This is a genomic window from Gramella sp. Hel_I_59, from assembly GCF_006714895.1.
In the GTDB taxonomy this organism is placed as follows: Bacteria; Bacteroidota; Bacteroidia; order Flavobacteriales; family Flavobacteriaceae; genus Christiangramia.
The window spans coordinates 2,183,530-2,200,397 of the sequence record NZ_VFME01000001.1 but is presented as its reverse complement, the minus strand read 5'-3'; the positions used below and the strand labels follow the sequence as shown (position 1 = coordinate 2,200,397).

Genomic DNA, 16,868 nt, shown 5'->3' with positions numbered 1-16,868 from the left:
TGTTGGTCAAGTTAATTATATTCTTTCTAACGCTACCGCTTATTGGCGATTAACCGTTGTTATGCTTTGTTAATTGTTCGCAATGATAATTGCTCTTGCATTTTCATTTTCAGGGTTTAACTCTAATGATTTTCGATATGCTTCTAATGCTTCATCTTTTTTTCCAACAGCTAAAAAGCATTCACCAAGACTATCCCAAGTATTAAAACCATTTGGGTATAATTGTGTATTAAGTTTAAAGATTTTTAGAGCATCTTCGCTTTTACCTTCTCCCATTAATCGATATCCAAAACTATTAATTTCATTTTCGGAAATGTCATACTCAGGATCACTTTTATCTTGGGACTTAACGATTTTAATAATTTCACCAATAGATTTACCGTCTAGCTTTAGATTTGACAACTTTTTTTGGTTCAATCGCTTTACTTTCTCTTTCTGTTCGGCTAAAGTTTCTACACCATATTCAATTCTTTCTTCATCAGAAATTTTTGTAGTATCCATTTTTCCGATCACCCATGGTGAGTCATGTCCAAATTTCTGATACTGAGTTCCATAAATTTGAGGTTCATTCTTGCTTAGCAAGTATCGGTCAATGGCGGCAGCTAGAAGCCATTTGTCAGCCGTAGAATCTAATTCAATAGATTTACGCATTAATTTAACTGCCATTCCATAAGCAATTGAATCACCACCATGTTGAAATATCATCGCGGCGTGACGGTAATCTTTCGAAGTTTGAACTTTATTAGAATCTAACAGTTCATAAAGTCGTTCTTCTCTTATGCTATCTCGTTTTGAAACTAAACTCCAGTCAATATTATCTACAGATCTGTCTGCTTGATCATTTCGATAAATCTCAATAAGCTCTACATTGTCTCTTACAGGTTCTTTAGTATCTACTATGATTTCTTTCTTTTGTTCTTTACAAGATAGAAATATAAGGACTGAAAAAATTGAAATTATCTTATTCATGTCATTGTTATTAATAAAGCATAACGGTTTCGAATAATCGTCAGTTGTGGTTGTACGTATTCGGATTTGTCGGCTTAGGTTTTTGTTTCTTGGTTTCTAAAAATACTATTTTATTTCAAATGGCCACAATTGCGAATATTCGTTGTTATACACTGGTGCGACAGAGCCGAGTGAGAACGGCAGATATGCCACTGTCGGGAATACTCTGACTTTTATGAAAAATCTTGCTCGTTTTGTAATAATTATTGCGACCGAGTAAGCGTCCGTTTCTTGGTACTAGGTTTCTTTTTATTGAAGTTCTTAGTAGCTAATTTGTTTTTGAGCAGCTACCAAAAGCTTCTTTACTTATTAAATCTTTCCTGAACGATCTTTTAGAATTTTCGATAGAACCAGGATTTTATAGGTTTACGATTCACAAAAGCTTCTTAGTTGAAAATTATCAATTGAAGCTTTTAAAATTCGAATTTTTCAGTTTGGATTCTTATTGTTTTTAGTAGCTAAAATCGTTGCGGAGCACTTGTGTATAACGGTTACGGTTATCGCAAGTTGCGGGAGTAGGGACGCGGACTTGTCGGATTTACAATTTTATTTCTTGGTTTCTAAAATTACACTTTTTCGACAAAACCCGTTATTTGCGATGAACCGATGTTGTGCGTTGGCCGGTTACTAAGAATTTGTAGTTTCTTTATTTTCTATCAACTTTATTTTTTTACTGTTCCAATTTAGGATTACACGATAATTTTTAAAGAAATCCAAGCCAAATATCTTACTTAAATATTGCTCTGAATATACCTTTTCATTTTTTATAGTAAAATTTCCAAATTCTATTTCATCAATTATTCCAGTATAAGATTCTCTGGAAGAATTTTGTTTTCCATAAACACCAATAATGCCTTGAGTATCTGATTTTTTAAAATCTGAAATTTGACCATTTTCTATTTGCTTTTCAAAATCAGAAAATGGCATAACTATTCCTCCATTATAACCTAAATCTACAGGGAAGTTCCAAATTCTTTCTCCATTTATTTTACAAGCAATGGAAGGTAAACCTGCAACTCCAATAAACATTTTATTCTCAATTAAATCATCTGGTAGGTCTAAGTTTGATTCATTATCAGTAATGGTGATTTGTTTTTGTTTAAAATCAATATCCCAAATAGCGTGTTGCATTAAATTTGAACCTATAAATCCGTCAACATTTAAAGAAGCCCAAATTGCAGTAGCGTTGAAATCATTAATTAATGCTGCTGTTCCAACAAAATCTGTCTTTCCAATTTTAATATTTTCAATTCTTGTGTATTTATTTTTTTGACCTTTATTATAAACATCATAAGCATCTACTGAATCGATAGCTTTCATATTTAGACTTTGAGCAAGTTCTTTTGATACAAGGGTTGGTGTTCCAGTGTCTAGGATAAATCTATAAGTCTTATTTTCTATTTCTACAGGAACAATTATCCATCCTTTTTTTAAATCAAAAGGAAGAGTATTTGTGAAGTTTTCTTGTTCTGTTTTACCTTCCTTTAAATATTTAGCGGCTTTGTTTAGAGAACAGCTATTTAATAGAATAAATATTATCAAGTAAATAGATACTTTGGTAAATTTCATTTTATGGATTTTGTTATTTGATTGAAGAATTTCTTGCGGCTTACGCACAACGGTTACGGTTATCGCAAGTTGCGGGAGTAGGGACGCGGTCTTGTCGGCTTAAACATTTTCTTTCCTGGTTTCTAAAATTACACTTTTTCCGCAATACCCGTTATTTGCGATTAACCGATGTTGTACACAGTTAAAACTGTTCTACTTTTATTGGGTACGATTCTATCTTTTCTTGAATAATATTATCAAGATCAAATTCATAATTTTTCTCAATTTTTGTTGCAGTACCGATAACTTTAAAAGAACTATCTCCAATTTCAAACTTGATTGGAATTGAATTCATTCTCCCATAAATAATATTGGCAAAGCTTTTTTCAATTTTCTCAAATAGAGAACCGTCTATTAAAATTTTATTAGTGTAATACATCTTTAAAAAACGTTTTTTATTAATAGGATCAATTTGGGCGTTGAGTTTAAAATAGCTGCAATCGTAACCCAATACTTTCTCGTCGCTTTCACCTTCTTCTGTGTTAATTAGTGAATAATTGCCCTTTTTCGTTGGATCGGATATAAATAACGTATCATTATCAGAAAGTTTTCGATAGTATTTTCCAGATTTGGAATCCATGAAATCAAAATCAGTTGATCCATTATTATATGATTGGAAATATCTACCGTCCTTGTACAAAAAGGTTGATCCTGTTCCGAATGTTTTAGTCAACATTTCTTTAGAAATATCAGTATTGTATATTTCAAATTCTAATTTGTAAATAATCTTTCCCTTGAAATTATCTTGAGCATGTGCACCAATAGATAGTGTAAACATTACAAATAATAGAAATTTAATTTTCATCATATTGATGTTTTTATTGTGTACAACGGTCCCGGTTATCGCAAGTTGGCGGAGTAACGGACGCGGATTTGTCGGCTTAGTATTAGTTTGTTGGTCAAGATAATTATTTTCTTACTAACGGTACCGCTTATTGGCGATTAACCGTTGTTGCCCACTGTATGCGTTAGTTCCATGCATTCAATTGAAGTTCTATTAATAAAACTATTGAAAAGCTAATTATTATTACAACATCAATTAAGGTTAAAAGTTTTTTATCATTCACTAATTTTCTTAGTAGATAATCGATTATTAATCCTAATACTCCAAATAACATTAGTCCGATCATATAAACTACACCCCAACCTTCTTCATAAGACAGTGTCTGCCAATTGAAAATAGTAAAGATTGAGCAGCAGATTAAATAGATGGAAAAATATATGTTGAGAATAGTCCAATTTTTCACTCTCCACAGAATTTGTCTGTTATTTTTAATGTTTTAGGGTCGAAAATTAATCGCATATTATCAGAACCTGCAAATATCAAATCATATTCTAAAGAGTATTCTAATTCGCCATTTCTTTCATAGATAATAATTTCTCCAGACTTAGAATCTTGGGTCCAATATTGATATTTTAGATCCCCAATAATTTCTCTTGCTTCATTTAGTTTCATTCCAATTTCAACCTTTTCACATTTATTCCAATAAGACTGAGTCCGATTTTCTTCTATGAAAAATTGAACTATTTGAATACAAATACTTAAAAATCCGATAGTAGCGAATATGTATAGTAGATTTTTGAGCATATTGTGGGCAACGGTTTCGGTTATCGCCAGTTGGCGGAGTAAGGGACGCGTATTTGTCGGCTTAGTATTGGTTTGTTGGTCAAGTTAATTAATTTCTTTCTAAGCCTGCCGCTTATTGGCGATTAACCGTTGTTAGCTGCTGGCATTTAACTATAATCTTTCTACTAAAACCACTACTAATATGATGACTATTGTTGAAACTACTCCAATAATAACATTATTTGTTTCGTGGGCTTGATTGTCAAAATGATCTGGATTTTTCGGTGCGTTTAAATACTCTGAAAATTTAAATTTTCGTTTATTTTTAATTGTTCTCCAAATATTTCCAAATAACCATCTTATTACTGCACCTATAAAATTGAATATAATTTCTATTAAAACAAATCCTATGAATTCACTCATTTTTGAATACTTAGCTTTTATTTTATTGGTTTCTGAAATTTGGTTGAAATTTTCTTCTTTGTCTGCTAGTCATTTTATTTTTAAACTGGAAATATATTATAGAACCTAAAATCGGAAAAATTATCACTGCAATAAACCATATAATTTTGAAGATTCCATTTTTGAAATGTGACCTATAAATATCGATTAATGCCCATATCCAAAGAATTATTGTTAGTGTAAATAGTATAATTATAAATATTTCAGTCATTTTTCTTTCATTTGAATTTTTCTGATGCTTGCAGCTAACGGTTACGGTTATCGCAAGTTGCGGGAGTAGGGACGCGGACTTGTCGGATTAACTATTTTCTTTCCTGGTTTCTAAAATTATACATTTTCCGCTAAACCCGTTATTTGCGATGAACCGATGTTGTGGCAAGTTAAATTTACTTTTCCTTGTTTGATACAATTTCAGCCTTAATACCATTTAAGTAAAAATGAAGTTTTACTAATACAGGCTCATTAATTTTTAAATCGCTATAATCACCCTTCACAAGTGGAATGAATTGTTGGAACTGGGTTATTTTCACACATTTATACTTTGTTTTAAACCACATTCTAATTTGTCCATCGAATAAAACTTCTTCTCCATTATTATCTGACCATATATAGTGAAATGCCGGGTTTAAACCATGAAATTTTAATTTGATACTTTTTAGCATTTTTCTACCCTCAGAAAAGTGTTTGTTATAAGACTCTGCTATAAAGTTGAAGTAGTAAAACCTAAGTGGAATTTCATCCTCAAGAAATGAATGTTTTCTTGTTAGATTGAAGAGTTTAACGCGATAATTGGGATTAAATAATCTTCTACCATAGTATTTAAAGAGAAATTTCACTATTTCATTGTTTTCTAAATAATGTTCCATTTCAACTATTAACTCATCTAATAATTCGGAGTTTTCATTATCGTTTAGGCTTTCTAAATAATTGTATTTGAGAATACAGGCGTAGGGCCTAAGATTTGCATCCTCGTATAATTCATCTAAATAATTTAAATATTCCTTATCTGATGTTTCATTTTGTAAAAATTCAGTGTATTCGGCTTTTAGATTGAAAATTCGATTTATATCATCTGTTACAGTTTTTTGTGCTAAATCGAATAATTCCTCAATTTTGATACTGTGAGCTATCTTTTCTTCTTTCTCAAAATCTAGTTTTTTTAATTCCCACATTAGCAATTTTATGTAATCTACATAGCCATAGGCAGAAAAGGGATCCATTAATTGTTTTACTTGAAATAACTCTTTCGCTTCTGTAAGGAATAAATTAATTACAGTTAGTTTCTGCTTATTTTCTTTCCAAGTAGCTCTTGCGATACTATAATTTAAAACAGCTCTTCTATGAATAAAGCGGTGATTTCTACGATCTAAAAATGATTCGGCATATACAAGATGGTCAATAGCCTTTTTTAAGTTATTAATTCCTCCTCTATATTGTAGATTCATGGAGTACCTCAGTAAAAAGTAAGGATCATCTGAGAAATTATTATAAGCAAGATCAAAAAGTCTTTCTATTTTTGATTTGGAATAATTATCTAATCTTTCAATAGTCTTAAGCAGATTATTAATGAGATAAGAGTTATTTTCACTATATGATATCTTGTTAATCATTGTTTCAAATAACCGGAATTGCTTATCCTTATTAGGAACAATTTTGTTAATTAGATTTTTTGCTATAACAGGATGTTTAGTCTTAAAGAATAAATCTGGTTCAGTACCATAAGAATTTATATGTTCTTGAATTAATATACCTTTTCCTTCTCCTTTTACTACTTTATCTACAAATTGCTCCCAATCCATTGAAACAATTTGTTTTAACCATCCAGCAGGCATTTTTAATTTAAATTGATGCAACAATGCCGTATAGAGAAATGCGGATTGCATTTCCTTAGAAAGCTCTTCATAAGCTGACAGTAAATTTCTTACATGATTACCGTTTGTAACTATTTCCAATAATGAAATGAATGAATCATTACCGTATTGAGTCTTTATTTTGTCTTGTAATCTTCTCTTACTTGCCTCATCTTTAAAATCTACTAATCCACAAGACTTAAGTTTATCTAATAACTCTGAGACCTCTAAATTATTGAAGCTTCCATTTATATTAACTTCATAACTTTTCTGAAGTTGCCTCTGTTGCTTGTACTTTTCGTATATATTCTCTCTTATTGGGACGAGAAAAAAAAGGTTGAAGTCATTAAATTGCTCAATGCTAAGTTCTCTCCTTAATTCGATTAAGGATTTAAAGGATGATTCAATTTCAATTTCATCACAAAAAAGTATTATATTTTTAGCACTGCAATACTGAAATAATTCAACTAAGTATTCTTTCTTAAGTTTGATGAAGTCCAAAATTTCAAATGAAACAACATCAAAATTTCTGTCTTTTGAAAATTCATTGATTAACCTTAAAGTAAAAGTTGTTTTCCCTATTCCGAAATCACCTTTTAGAAAGAAAATCGGTAAAAATGGATCATGATTTTCTTTCAATTCTTTGATTATAAAACTGTTTACTTTATCGTAAATGTCTTTTTTTACAACATCTACATTTCGTTTAATTATGCCATAATTTGGTTCTTCTCCTTTATAAAATTCTTCTTCTTTTATATAAGTTTCCCTGCTATCTTCATTCAATTGCTTCAGAACGTTATCAAGATTTACAGCTAATTTGTTGGGAAGGTTTATGTGTTGATTTCTACTGTTATGGAATGCTATTTTCTTTCTTTTGACAACATTTCCATATTCACCTTCCTGCCATTCTTTATATTTTTCAAAAAACTCTTGGAAGGTACATTTTACAATACAAATTCTATTTTTGGAGTAATAGGGTAGAATTTTTTCATTCGGATAAGGATCTATATTAAATATCCATTTCCTATCTCGATAATTATAGGAGTCAAATTTTTCTAGGAGTTCCTTACCAAATTCATCTTGAAATGAATATCCAAAAGAAAACAATGAAACATTATCCGATAAATCTTTCAGACTATTAAGAACTTTTTTATAGAACTTATTTAATTTTTTAAAGTCCTCACTGGAGAAAGCTAATGGAAACTTTCTTTTATCTGAAACACATCCATTTAATTTTATTAATCTTACTTCTGAATTACTTTTTCCGTAGTGAAAATCGTTTGGTCTTCTTACAGGGTATAAATCAAAAACCTGATTTGAGGTTGACTTTACTTCATCATATGCTCTTTCTACAAGGAGGTCATAATTAGTTGTAATAATTTCTCTCCACGGTATTGATGCGAAAATTTTATGGCCGTTAGTAACCTCATATTTTTCAATCATTTTTGCTACTTCCGCATCGAAATGAGCTCTATCAAATTTAGGATCTGCTGATAACATATCAACAAATTTTGTTATATCGGATATACCTAAAGATTCACCAAGGTAATCTTCATAATACTCTATGACTTCCTTACTCAAATATCGCCTTTCACCTACTGATGCACCGGCACCTAAGAAGGCAATTGAATTTCCTTCAGCAATTTTTTCAAATAATTTATGTAATTCTTTTTTCTGGTCAATGAGGTCTAATATGTGATCCATTAAAATTTAATTCTTCGATTGAAATAGTGTTAGTAATACGAATATAAAAATATGAAGATAATAAACGGTTACGTCTATTCTTTAAATATTAAAAACTTACTATTTAATTTGCCACAACGGTCCCGGTTATCGCCAGTTGGCGGAGTAAGGGACGCGGATTTGTCGGCTTAGTATTGGTTTGTTAGTCAAGATAATTATTTTCTTTCTAACGGTGCCGCTTATTGGCGATTAACCGTTGTTGTTGCAAGTATGTTATTACGAAATATATGTTGTTTGAATTTTATCAATTACCCATTTACCTTCATTATTTTTTCTTATAAAAATTCTAAATGCAACACCATTCATAAATCCCATCGAATAACCCGCAGTCATCACACCAAATTTTCTATTTCTATCAAATTGTATTCTGCTTATTGATACAATGGAGTTCAAATAAAATCCATGATCAGTGTTCCATATTTCTCTTCCTCCAGGTAATTTTGATCGATAGATAAAATTAATCTTTGGATCAGCGTTTAGTCTACGGATGTCAATTTTATATTTCTTATTTATGCTAACAGTGTCTATATCTTTAATATTAAGACTATAAAAGTTTAAGAAATCTCTTTTATCTTCTTCATCGAGTAATAATGTTGAATCCCTAATTGCAGTCATTAATTTTACTGAGTCATTATACAATTCAATTTTTTGTTTTTCGTAACTCTTAATTCGTTTCTCTAAATCTGCTGAATCAATTTTATATTTCTCGAAATTTTTATCTTGTTCGTTTGGTTCACTAGGAGGTGGAGGAGGAGGTATTGGAAACTTTAACCGTTGATCAAAATGCAAAGAATCCATCAATTGAGGAAAAATTTCGTGCGATACTTGTTTTTCGAACGTTGGATGATCGAATTTATCAATGCAACTTAATTGCAATGTTAGTACTGTTATAAATACGAAAATCTTCTTTAACATATTTGCTACAACGGTTACGGTTATCGCAAGTTGCGGGAGTAGGAACGCGGACTTGTCGGATTAATTGTTTTCTCACCTGGTTTCTAAAATTACACTTTTTCGAAAATACCCGTTATTTGCGATGAACCGATGTTGGCAACTGACCTTAGTTGGTCCAATCTACAATCCTATTTTTCATGTTTTCATATTTAATTCGATAATTTATATAGAATAGGCAAGTCCATACTGCAGCCACTACTATACAAGTAATTGAAATTAGAACAGTGGTGTTTTCAATTTCATTTTCAACCATTCCTAATGAAAACATAGTAATCAAAATCATTAGAATCAACATTATCGATATATAGCTTGCAACTTTCTCAAATCTCATTTCTAAGAAACCTGTCAGAAAATTCCAGCCTTTCAGTTTAGCAGAAATATCAGTTTTATTATTTGAAAAATCTACTTGAAATATGAGAGGTTTTGTAGTTGTTATTATAATATTATTCTCAATCTCAGAGTAAGATTCGCAGTATTTTTCTAAATGCTCAGTTAGTTGTGATTTTTTATTCATTTTGTATATCGGGTTATTTGTCTTTTTTGGACTGATCTGATTTGTTAAGAAGCAATTTTTAATTTTTTCTTTAAGTTCAAATTTCTTTTGGTTTGTTGCCAACTCGTTATATCCACCCAAATATACATTTTTATCCGAGTATGTTTCGGGATAAACGCAGATCCGACTGTTCTTTATCTCCCTTCTCCAGTAGCTTTTTGATGGTGGAATCAAGCGGACTCTCAATTTTCAACAGATCTTTTTTGGTGACATGAGTATAGATCATCGTAGTTTCCGGTTTAGCGTGGCCAAGCAGTTCCTGAATATATCTAAGATCTGTTCCGTTCTCCAGCATATGAGTAGCAAAACTATGTCGCAACGTATGCGGAGTAACCCTTTTTCTGATCTTTGCTCTTTCGCAGGAATCCTTAAGAAATCTGCGAATTGCGGAACTGGAGTATTTTCCGCCGTTACCTTCAGCGAAGTAACGCTTAGGCTCATAAGTTTGTAAATAATTTAGCAATAATGGAAGAAAACTTTCGGCCATCATCACATAACGGTCTTTCCTACCTTTTGCCTGTCTAACCAGAATTTGCCTTCTGTCAATATCTAAGTCCCGCAACTCAAGATTGATCAGCTCACCAATTCGTAAGCCTGAAGAATATATAAGCGCCAGGATACTACGATGCTTTAAATTTCGGGTAAGTCTCAATAGATCGATTAGCTCTTCCTTGCTTAGAACCGTAGGTAAATAACTGCTTTTCTTGGGACGCTTCAAGGCATTCAGATCAAATAACGCGTTCTCGTTAAATTCAAAATATTGTTTTAATGCGCTAATACATTGCCTGTGTGTACTTATAGAATAGCGTTTCAAAGCAACTTCAGATTCTATAAACCTGGCGACATCCTTATGTGTGTAATTCTCTTTCTCATGATGAAATTTCAGAAATGAGTAAACAAAAGAAGAATAGGTTTTGATCGTACTTGGGCTGTGTCTGAGTCCCTTTAAATACTGTACGAACTTTCGCATGGCCTGTCTTACTTCAACAGTTTCCACAATGGCGATATCCGGAATTCTGGAGAAATCCAGTAAAGCAGTATTCATCTCTACTTCAATAGTTTTGAAGTGGGAGCTAAGTTTTTCCAGATATTGTCTGCCCGATGGTATATAGAAACAGGAATGGGTTCGACTCCATCTCACTTCCTTCAGCATTTTTAAATGTGCTTTTAGTTCCATGTCGAACCTAAAGTCTATACCAATCTGTTCAGCATTTTTATGTCTGAATAGAAACAAATTTAATTGCTTCATAAGAATTTAATTAACCTTCAAACATAAATTAAAATCCGATTCGTAAAACCGTATTACTTGTGAAAACGTTTAAAAACAGAAAGTGCTGGTTAAGAGGTTTATATTTAAAATGGGTACAAAAAAAGGGAGCCGAAGCTCCCTTAATAAATATGATTATTGAACAATGACTTATGCCATCATTACAGACTTCGCATTTACGAATTCATGCAATCCAAATCCACCATGTTCTCTACCATAACCTGAATCTTTCACACCACCAAATGGCATGTTAGGCTTGGCAAGTCCAAAGGAGTTGATAAATACCATTCCGGTATCAAAATGTTTCTGTGCTAATTCCTTAGCCTTAGCTTCGTCTTTAGAGAAGATTCCTCCACCAAGACCAAATCTACTGTCATTCGCAATTCTCATTGCATCATCAGTATCTTTAGCTTTGATTAGAGAAGCTACCGGTCCAAAAAGCTCATCATCATAAGCAGGTTGACCTGGCTCAAGATTTTCTAGCACAGTCGCTGGATAATAGAAACCATCGCCTTCTGGCAGTTTTCCTCCACATAGGATCTTAGCACCTTTTTTCACGCTCTCTTCAACCTGCTCATGAAGTTCTTCACGTAAATCCTTTCTGGCCATTGGTCCAAGATCGCTATCTTCACTTGTAGGATCTCCAGCCTTCATATTCTTCATTTGCTCTACAAAGGCATCTCTAAATTTGTCATAGACCGCATCTACTACAATAAATCTTTTCGCAGCAACACAGGTTTCTCCATTGTTATAAAGACGTCCCTGTACACAGGTTTTTACAGCAAGATCAAGATCTGCATCATCAAGTACGATATAAGCATCGTTACTTCCCAGTTCCAATACCGTTTTCTTAAGCGCTTTTCCTGCTTTTTCACCAATAATTCTTCCGGCGCTTGGGCTACCTGTAAGAGTAACTCCGCGCACTCGCTTGTTCTCGATCACCTCATCACTCTGGTCATGAGAAATCACCAGTGTTTTGAATAAATTTTCTGGTAAACCAGCGTCCTTATAAATTTGCTCCAGTAAAATTCCTGTTCCGGTTACGTTTTCAGCATGCTTCAGCAATACTCCATTTCCAGCCATAAGATTGGCGATAGAATAACGTACTACCTGGTAAGTCGGGAAGTTCCATGGTTGGATTCCGTAGATTACGCCCATTGGAGAGTAGGTGATAAAACCTTTTCCACCTTCTGGCAATTCTCTTTCTTCATCCTGCAGACTTTTTGGTCCGTTTTCGGCAGTATAGTCACATATAGCTGAACAGAGTTCGATTTCCTGGTGTCCCTGCTTTTCCAGTTTCCCCATTTCCTCTGTCATTAATTTGGCAAGTTTGTCTTTATTCTTGTCAAGCTCTTTTCCAATATTAACAATAATTTTTGCGCGCTCTTCAGCAGGCTTCATTTTCCATTCCAGGAACGCTTCATGACAGGACTCGATCGCCTTGTTCATTTCGTCATTGGTCATCGTATCATAAGATTGGATTTCCTTCCCGGTTGCTGGGTTAATAGTGGTCATTTTTGAATCCTTAGACATAATTTTCTTTCTTTTTGTTTAGCAATTTTTCTTGAACACTAAGTTACGCCTTAAGAGAGCCGAAGCTTAATAAGACTTCGTTAAATGAATTCTTCGGAAGGCCCCATAACTTTAAAATTTTTATAAAACTTTCATCTGAAGTACCAATATTTTCCGATTTCAGCGAAGCTTCCGAAGTATCCTACCAAATCGCTGGGAATTGTTCTCGATAATCTTGCTAATTTTAAAGGGTAAAAATCCTAACCCATGATGACCGAATTACAGGAGGCCTATGGCTTTCTATTTGAAAAAGAATTGCTCGAAGAGATCGCCGAATGTGGATCTATTCGTAAGATCGATGCAGGGGAGCGAATTATTGAGTTTGGCGATTATGTTACCGGGATGCCGCTGTTGCTCAATGGCGCTATTAAAATTTTACGTGAAGACGGTGATGGCGATGAATTGCTGCTTTACTTTATAGAAAGAGGGGATACCTGTGCCATGACTCTTAATTGCTGCATGGGCCAGACCAAAAGTGAAATTCGTGCTGTAGCCGAAACCGATACTACCATGATCATGGTTCCAATCGCTAAAATGGAAGAATGGACCGCGAGATTTAAAAGCTGGAGAAATTTTGTTTTTGAAAGTTATCACTCCCGTCTCTCTGAAATGCTGGATACCATAGACACCATCGCGTTCCTTAATATGGATCAGCGTATTATGAAATACCTGCGGGACAAGGCTAAGATCAATGGTGATGAGAATGTTCAAAGTACCCATCAGCAAATCGCATACGATCTTCATACGTCCAGGGTGGTAGTTTCCAGGTTATTAAAGAAACTCGAACTGGATGGAAAGATCAAATTACAAAGAAACCAGATCAAGGTCATCGACCTTTAATGCTTCTGTAACACTTGTTACTGCACGTACTCTATGAACCCGATACATTTGTTCCGAAATTAAATTACTATGGATATTCTTGAAATTCTCGGTTATTTTGGAGCTTTACTTATAGGAGTAGTGCTTGGACTCATAGGTGGTGGAGGTTCCATACTTACGGTGCCGGTGCTGGTTTACCTAATGGCGATCAACCCTGTGACCGCGACTGCTTATTCACTTTTTGTAGTGGGAACTTCAGCTTTAGTAGGCGCGCTTAGAAACCTTCCGAAGAAATTAATAGATTTCAGAACCGCGATCGTTTTTGCGATTCCCGCATTTATCGCTGTATACCTTACCAGGATGTACCTTGTCCCGGCAATTCCTGAAGAGATCTTTAGTATTGGCGGACTCATGATTACAAAGAATATCGGGATCATGTTGTTTTTTGCCATCATTATGGTGATTGCTTCAATTTCGATGATCACTCAAAAACGTACTGTGGATACGGGTGAAGAACAGGAAGTTCAGTACAATTATCCTTTGATTATTTTAGAAGGTATCGTGGTTGGACTACTCACCGGGATCGTTGGAGCTGGTGGTGGTTTCCTTATCATTCCGGCATTAGTCTTACTCGCCAAACTTCCTATGAAAAAAGCGGTGGCGACTTCCTTACTCATAATCGCATTTAAAAGTTTGATCGGTTTTATTGGAGATGTTCAAAATCTTGAGATCGACTGGCCGTTTCTACTCATATTTACTGCGATCTCCATTGGCGGAATCTGGCTGGGAGTGTATCTGAATAAATTTATAGATGGGAAGAAGTTGAAAAAAGGCTTCGGTTGGTTCGTTCTAGTGATGGGTATCTACATTATTCTAAGTGAACTGTTATAATCTCTTCTGAAGTTTTTCTTCGGAAAATTCTAAAGTTTTTTGATCCTTCTGAAGACTTCATGGAACATGCGTTAAATTCAGAAATTAAAGTGTTTCTGAAGGGATCAAGCCTATAAAATTCAGTAAATTTACAAGCCGAAAGAACAGGTGTTCCAACCTTCTTTTTGAGGTCGGAATATCATCCAAATCATTCCGTTATGGAAAACCTCGATTACGCCAGACTTCAAATGGCTTTTACCCTCGGATTTCATATTATTTTTGCATGTATTGGTATGGTAATGCCCTTTTTTATGGTCGTTTCCCATAAAAAGTGGCTGAATACCCGAAAGCCTATCTATTTAAAACTTACCAAAGCCTGGCAACGCGGAGTTGCCATTTTTTTTGTCACCGGTGCAGTTTCGGGAACCGCACTGTCCTTTGAACTGGGAATGCTCTGGCCAGAATTTATGAAACATGCCGGTCCTGTAATAGGAATGCCGTTTTCCCTGGAAGGTGCGGCCTTCTTTGTAGAAGCGATCGCACTTGGCTTTTACCTGTATGGTTGGAAAAAACTTCCGGAAACTTTTCACTGGATCACCGGTATTATTGTAGGAATTTCGGGAGTGATTTCAGGAATTCTCGTAGTATCTGCAAATGCCTGGATGAATTCCCCAACTGGTTTTGATGTGGTCAATGGCGCGTATGTTAATATAGATCCGGTCAAGGCTTTTCTCAACGACGCATGGTTTACCCAGGCTCTGCATATGACCCTGGCCGCTTTCGCCGCTACTGGCTTTGCCGTTGCCGGTCTGCATGCCATACAAATATTACGTAACAAACGCCCAGATCTTCACAAGGCTGCCTTTAAGATAGCCATAGTTTTTGGAGCGGTCGCAGCGCTTTTGCAACCTATAAGTGGTGATATTTCGGCTAAGGATGTCGCACAAAGACAACCGGTAAAATTGGCGGCGATGGAAGCGCACTATGAAACCCAGAAAGGCGCTCCGCTCTATATCGGCGGAATCGTGGATGCGGAAAATAAAACTGTGAGCAATAAGTTAGAAATTCCAAAAGCATTATCCTTTCTGGCCTTTGGAGATTTTGATGCTGAGGTAAAAGGACTGAATGATTTTCCTGAAGAAGATCTTCCACCGGTTCCTGTTGTACATTATGCCTTCCAGACCATGGTGGGAATTGGTAGTTTGCTAATGCTGGCTGCTTTGATCTATTTTATTAGTTTAAAGAAGAAAAGCTGGCTGAATAATAAGAAATACTGGTGGCTGTTCTCGATACTAACTCCTTTAGGATTTGTAGCCGTAGAAGCAGGTTGGGTAGTTACCGAAGTGGGAAGACAACCCTGGATCGTGTACAATATCATGCGTACTTCTGATGCGGTTACACCAATGCCCGGATTGAAATTCAGCTTTTACCTGTACGTAACAGTTTACGCCATCCTTGCGGCGATGGTAACCTGGCTAATGCACAGGCAGATCAAAGTTCTTAATAACTCAATCGGGTAGGTATGTTATACGTGGTACTGTTTTTTACGTTTTTCTCTCTATTTCTATATGTTCTGTTGGGTGGTGCCGACTTTGGGGCTGGCATCGTAGAGCTTTTTTCATCCCGCGAGAACAAGGAATTAAATAAACTCACGGTCTATAAGGTCATGGGACCTGTCTGGGAAGCAAATCATATCTGGCTTATTATCCTGATCGTTATTCTGTGGATCGCTTTTCCGGCATATTTCAATATCTTTATTATCTATCTCCATATTCCGCTTACGCTGGTTTTACTGGGAATTACCATGCGTGGTGTTGCTTTTATCTTTAGGCATTATGATGCGGTAATTGATGGGACACAGGTATGGTATAATCGAATGTTCAGGATCTCCAGTCTTATTACGCCAATTTTCCTCGGAATGTCCTTTGGAGCATTAGTGAGCGGTAAGATCGTAGTTACAGATGATTACTCTAATACTACCTTCGCTGAAATTTTTATGTACCCGTGGTTCAATACCTTTACGGTTCTAACTGGATTATTCTACGCCGCACTTTGTGCATTCCTTGCTTCAACTTTATTAATTGGAGAAACTGAAGGTGATATCAGGAAAATGTATAGTCGGAAATCGGCAATCTTTACAGTAGTGCTGGTATTGGTGGGTGGTGCAGTGCTGTTCTATGGGTACTGGTATGATTTGGTTTTTATTAAAGAATTTCTTCAGAATAAAATATCTCTTATAGCGATCGCATTATCAGCCTTATTCCTTATTCCTCTATGGTTTGCCATTGGTAAGCAAAATAGAATACAAACCAGGATCTATGCAGGCTTACAGATTCTATTAGTCATTTTTGCTGCAGTACACACTCATTTTCCTCGCCTTATCATTACCAGTACTTCGGAAGTAAATATGCTCGAAAACACTGCTCCGGAATCTGTAATGTATGTTCTGGGTATTTCTTTGATCATTGGAGGCGGGATCATATTGCCGGGATTATTTCATTTGATGAAATCGTTTAATATGATCAGGATTCCGACCAGATCAGGAAAACATACAGCTGAAGACTAAATAATACGGAACTCTATTTATGAGCTAAT

At 34.7% G+C, this 16,868-nt stretch carries 15 protein-coding genes; 4 read left to right on the top strand and 11 right to left on the bottom strand.

Going from position 1 to position 16,868, the window contains the following annotated elements:
• Positions 1–69: 69 nt before the first annotated feature.
• The 11 genes from JM79_RS10025 to JM79_RS09975 form a co-directional block, all read right to left on the bottom strand.
• Positions 70–969: a tetratricopeptide repeat protein gene (locus JM79_RS10025; RefSeq protein WP_141878017.1), complete on the bottom strand. Its 900-nt coding sequence runs from the start codon at positions 967–969 to the stop codon at positions 70–72.
• A 666-nt stretch (positions 970–1,635) separates the two neighbouring features.
• Positions 1,636–2,577 carry a retropepsin-like aspartic protease gene (locus tag JM79_RS10020; protein WP_141878016.1) on the bottom strand — a complete coding sequence of 314 codons (942 nt, stop codon included), beginning with the start codon at positions 2,575–2,577 and terminating at the stop codon, positions 1,636–1,638.
• Between the two features lie 181 nt (positions 2,578–2,758).
• Positions 2,759–3,424, bottom strand: a complete 666-nt coding sequence (locus JM79_RS10015; protein ID WP_141878015.1) for a hypothetical protein — start codon at positions 3,422–3,424, stop codon at positions 2,759–2,761.
• A gap of 435 nt (positions 3,425–3,859) precedes the next feature.
• On the bottom strand, positions 3,860–4,204 hold the full coding sequence (locus JM79_RS10010) for a hypothetical protein (protein ID WP_141878014.1): 345 nt from the start codon (positions 4,202–4,204) through the stop codon (positions 3,860–3,862).
• 150 nt (positions 4,205–4,354) lie between these two features.
• Positions 4,355–4,606, bottom strand: coding sequence for a hypothetical protein (locus JM79_RS10005; protein ID WP_141878013.1), 252 nt, complete (start codon positions 4,604–4,606; stop codon positions 4,355–4,357).
• Between the two features lie 22 nt (positions 4,607–4,628).
• The gene (locus JM79_RS10000; protein ID WP_141878012.1) at positions 4,629–4,856 is read right to left on the bottom strand and encodes a PLD nuclease N-terminal domain-containing protein; all 228 of its coding nucleotides are present in this window, start codon (positions 4,854–4,856) and stop codon (positions 4,629–4,631) included.
• Positions 4,857–5,031: 175 nt separating this feature from the next.
• A complete protein-coding gene (locus JM79_RS09995) occupies positions 5,032–8,199 on the bottom strand; it encodes an SIR2 family protein (RefSeq protein ID WP_141878011.1) in 3,168 nt (1,055 codons plus the stop codon).
• Positions 8,200–8,454: 255 nt separating this feature from the next.
• Complete coding sequence (locus JM79_RS09990; protein ID WP_141878010.1) at positions 8,455–9,153, bottom strand: hypothetical protein; 699 nt, start codon at positions 9,151–9,153, stop codon at positions 8,455–8,457.
• A gap of 145 nt (positions 9,154–9,298) precedes the next feature.
• Positions 9,299–9,826 (bottom strand): hypothetical protein, encoded by a 528-nt coding sequence (locus tag JM79_RS09985; protein ID WP_141878009.1) that lies wholly within the window; start codon positions 9,824–9,826, stop codon positions 9,299–9,301.
• 10 nt (positions 9,827–9,836) lie between these two features.
• Complete coding sequence (gene xerA / locus JM79_RS09980) at positions 9,837–10,994, bottom strand: site-specific tyrosine recombinase/integron integrase (protein ID WP_141878008.1); 1,158 nt, start codon at positions 10,992–10,994, stop codon at positions 9,837–9,839.
• A gap of 168 nt (positions 10,995–11,162) precedes the next feature.
• On the bottom strand, positions 11,163–12,545 hold the full coding sequence (locus JM79_RS09975) for an NAD-dependent succinate-semialdehyde dehydrogenase (protein WP_141878007.1): 1,383 nt from the start codon (positions 12,543–12,545) through the stop codon (positions 11,163–11,165).
• Positions 12,546–12,791: 246 nt separating this feature from the next.
• Between JM79_RS09975 and JM79_RS09970 the strand changes: the two genes are divergently transcribed.
• The 4 genes from JM79_RS09970 to JM79_RS09955 all read left to right on the top strand — a co-directional run bounded on the left by JM79_RS09970 (position 12,792) and on the right by JM79_RS09955 (position 16,839).
• Complete coding sequence (locus JM79_RS09970; RefSeq protein ID WP_141878006.1) at positions 12,792–13,424, top strand: Crp/Fnr family transcriptional regulator; 633 nt, start codon at positions 12,792–12,794, stop codon at positions 13,422–13,424.
• 69 nt (positions 13,425–13,493) lie between these two features.
• The gene (locus JM79_RS09965) at positions 13,494–14,294 is read left to right on the top strand and encodes a sulfite exporter TauE/SafE family protein (RefSeq protein WP_141878005.1); all 801 of its coding nucleotides are present in this window, start codon (positions 13,494–13,496) and stop codon (positions 14,292–14,294) included.
• A gap of 197 nt (positions 14,295–14,491) precedes the next feature.
• Positions 14,492–15,793 carry a cytochrome ubiquinol oxidase subunit I gene (locus JM79_RS09960; protein WP_141878004.1) on the top strand — a complete coding sequence of 434 codons (1,302 nt, stop codon included), beginning with the start codon at positions 14,492–14,494 and terminating at the stop codon, positions 15,791–15,793.
• 2 nt (positions 15,794–15,795) lie between these two features.
• Positions 15,796–16,839 carry a cytochrome d ubiquinol oxidase subunit II gene (locus JM79_RS09955; protein WP_141878003.1) on the top strand — a complete coding sequence of 348 codons (1,044 nt, stop codon included), beginning with the start codon at positions 15,796–15,798 and terminating at the stop codon, positions 16,837–16,839.
• The last annotated feature ends 29 nt before the right edge of the window (positions 16,840–16,868 follow it).

Excerpts from the sequence above, each read along its gene's own strand:
- JM79_RS09990 (WP_141878010.1), bottom strand. The coding sequence starts at position 9,153 with ATGTTAAAGAAGATTTTCGTATTTATAACAGTACTAACATTGCAATTA.
- JM79_RS09995 (WP_141878011.1), bottom strand. The coding sequence starts at position 8,199 with ATGGATCACATATTAGACCTCATTGACCAGAAAAAAGAATTACATAAA.
- JM79_RS09955 (WP_141878003.1), top strand. The coding sequence starts at position 15,796 with ATGTTATACGTGGTACTGTTTTTTACGTTTTTCTCTCTATTTCTATAT.
- JM79_RS10005 (WP_141878013.1), bottom strand. The coding sequence starts at position 4,606 with ATGAGTGAATTCATAGGATTTGTTTTAATAGAAATTATATTCAATTTT.
- JM79_RS09970 (WP_141878006.1), top strand. The coding sequence starts at position 12,792 with ATGATGACCGAATTACAGGAGGCCTATGGCTTTCTATTTGAAAAAGAA.
- JM79_RS10025 (WP_141878017.1), bottom strand. The coding sequence starts at position 969 with ATGAATAAGATAATTTCAATTTTTTCAGTCCTTATATTTCTATCTTGT.
- JM79_RS09975 (WP_141878007.1), bottom strand. The coding sequence starts at position 12,545 with ATGTCTAAGGATTCAAAAATGACCACTATTAACCCAGCAACCGGGAAG.
- JM79_RS10020 (WP_141878016.1), bottom strand. The coding sequence starts at position 2,577 with ATGAAATTTACCAAAGTATCTATTTACTTGATAATATTTATTCTATTA.
- JM79_RS10010 (WP_141878014.1), bottom strand. The coding sequence starts at position 4,204 with ATGCTCAAAAATCTACTATACATATTCGCTACTATCGGATTTTTAAGT.
- JM79_RS09965 (WP_141878005.1), top strand. The coding sequence starts at position 13,494 with ATGGATATTCTTGAAATTCTCGGTTATTTTGGAGCTTTACTTATAGGA.
- JM79_RS10015 (WP_141878015.1), bottom strand. The coding sequence starts at position 3,424 with ATGATGAAAATTAAATTTCTATTATTTGTAATGTTTACACTATCTATT.
- xerA (WP_141878008.1), bottom strand. The coding sequence starts at position 10,994 with ATGAAGCAATTAAATTTGTTTCTATTCAGACATAAAAATGCTGAACAG.
- JM79_RS10000 (WP_141878012.1), bottom strand. The coding sequence starts at position 4,856 with ATGACTGAAATATTTATAATTATACTATTTACACTAACAATAATTCTT.
- JM79_RS09960 (WP_141878004.1), top strand. The coding sequence starts at position 14,492 with ATGGAAAACCTCGATTACGCCAGACTTCAAATGGCTTTTACCCTCGGA.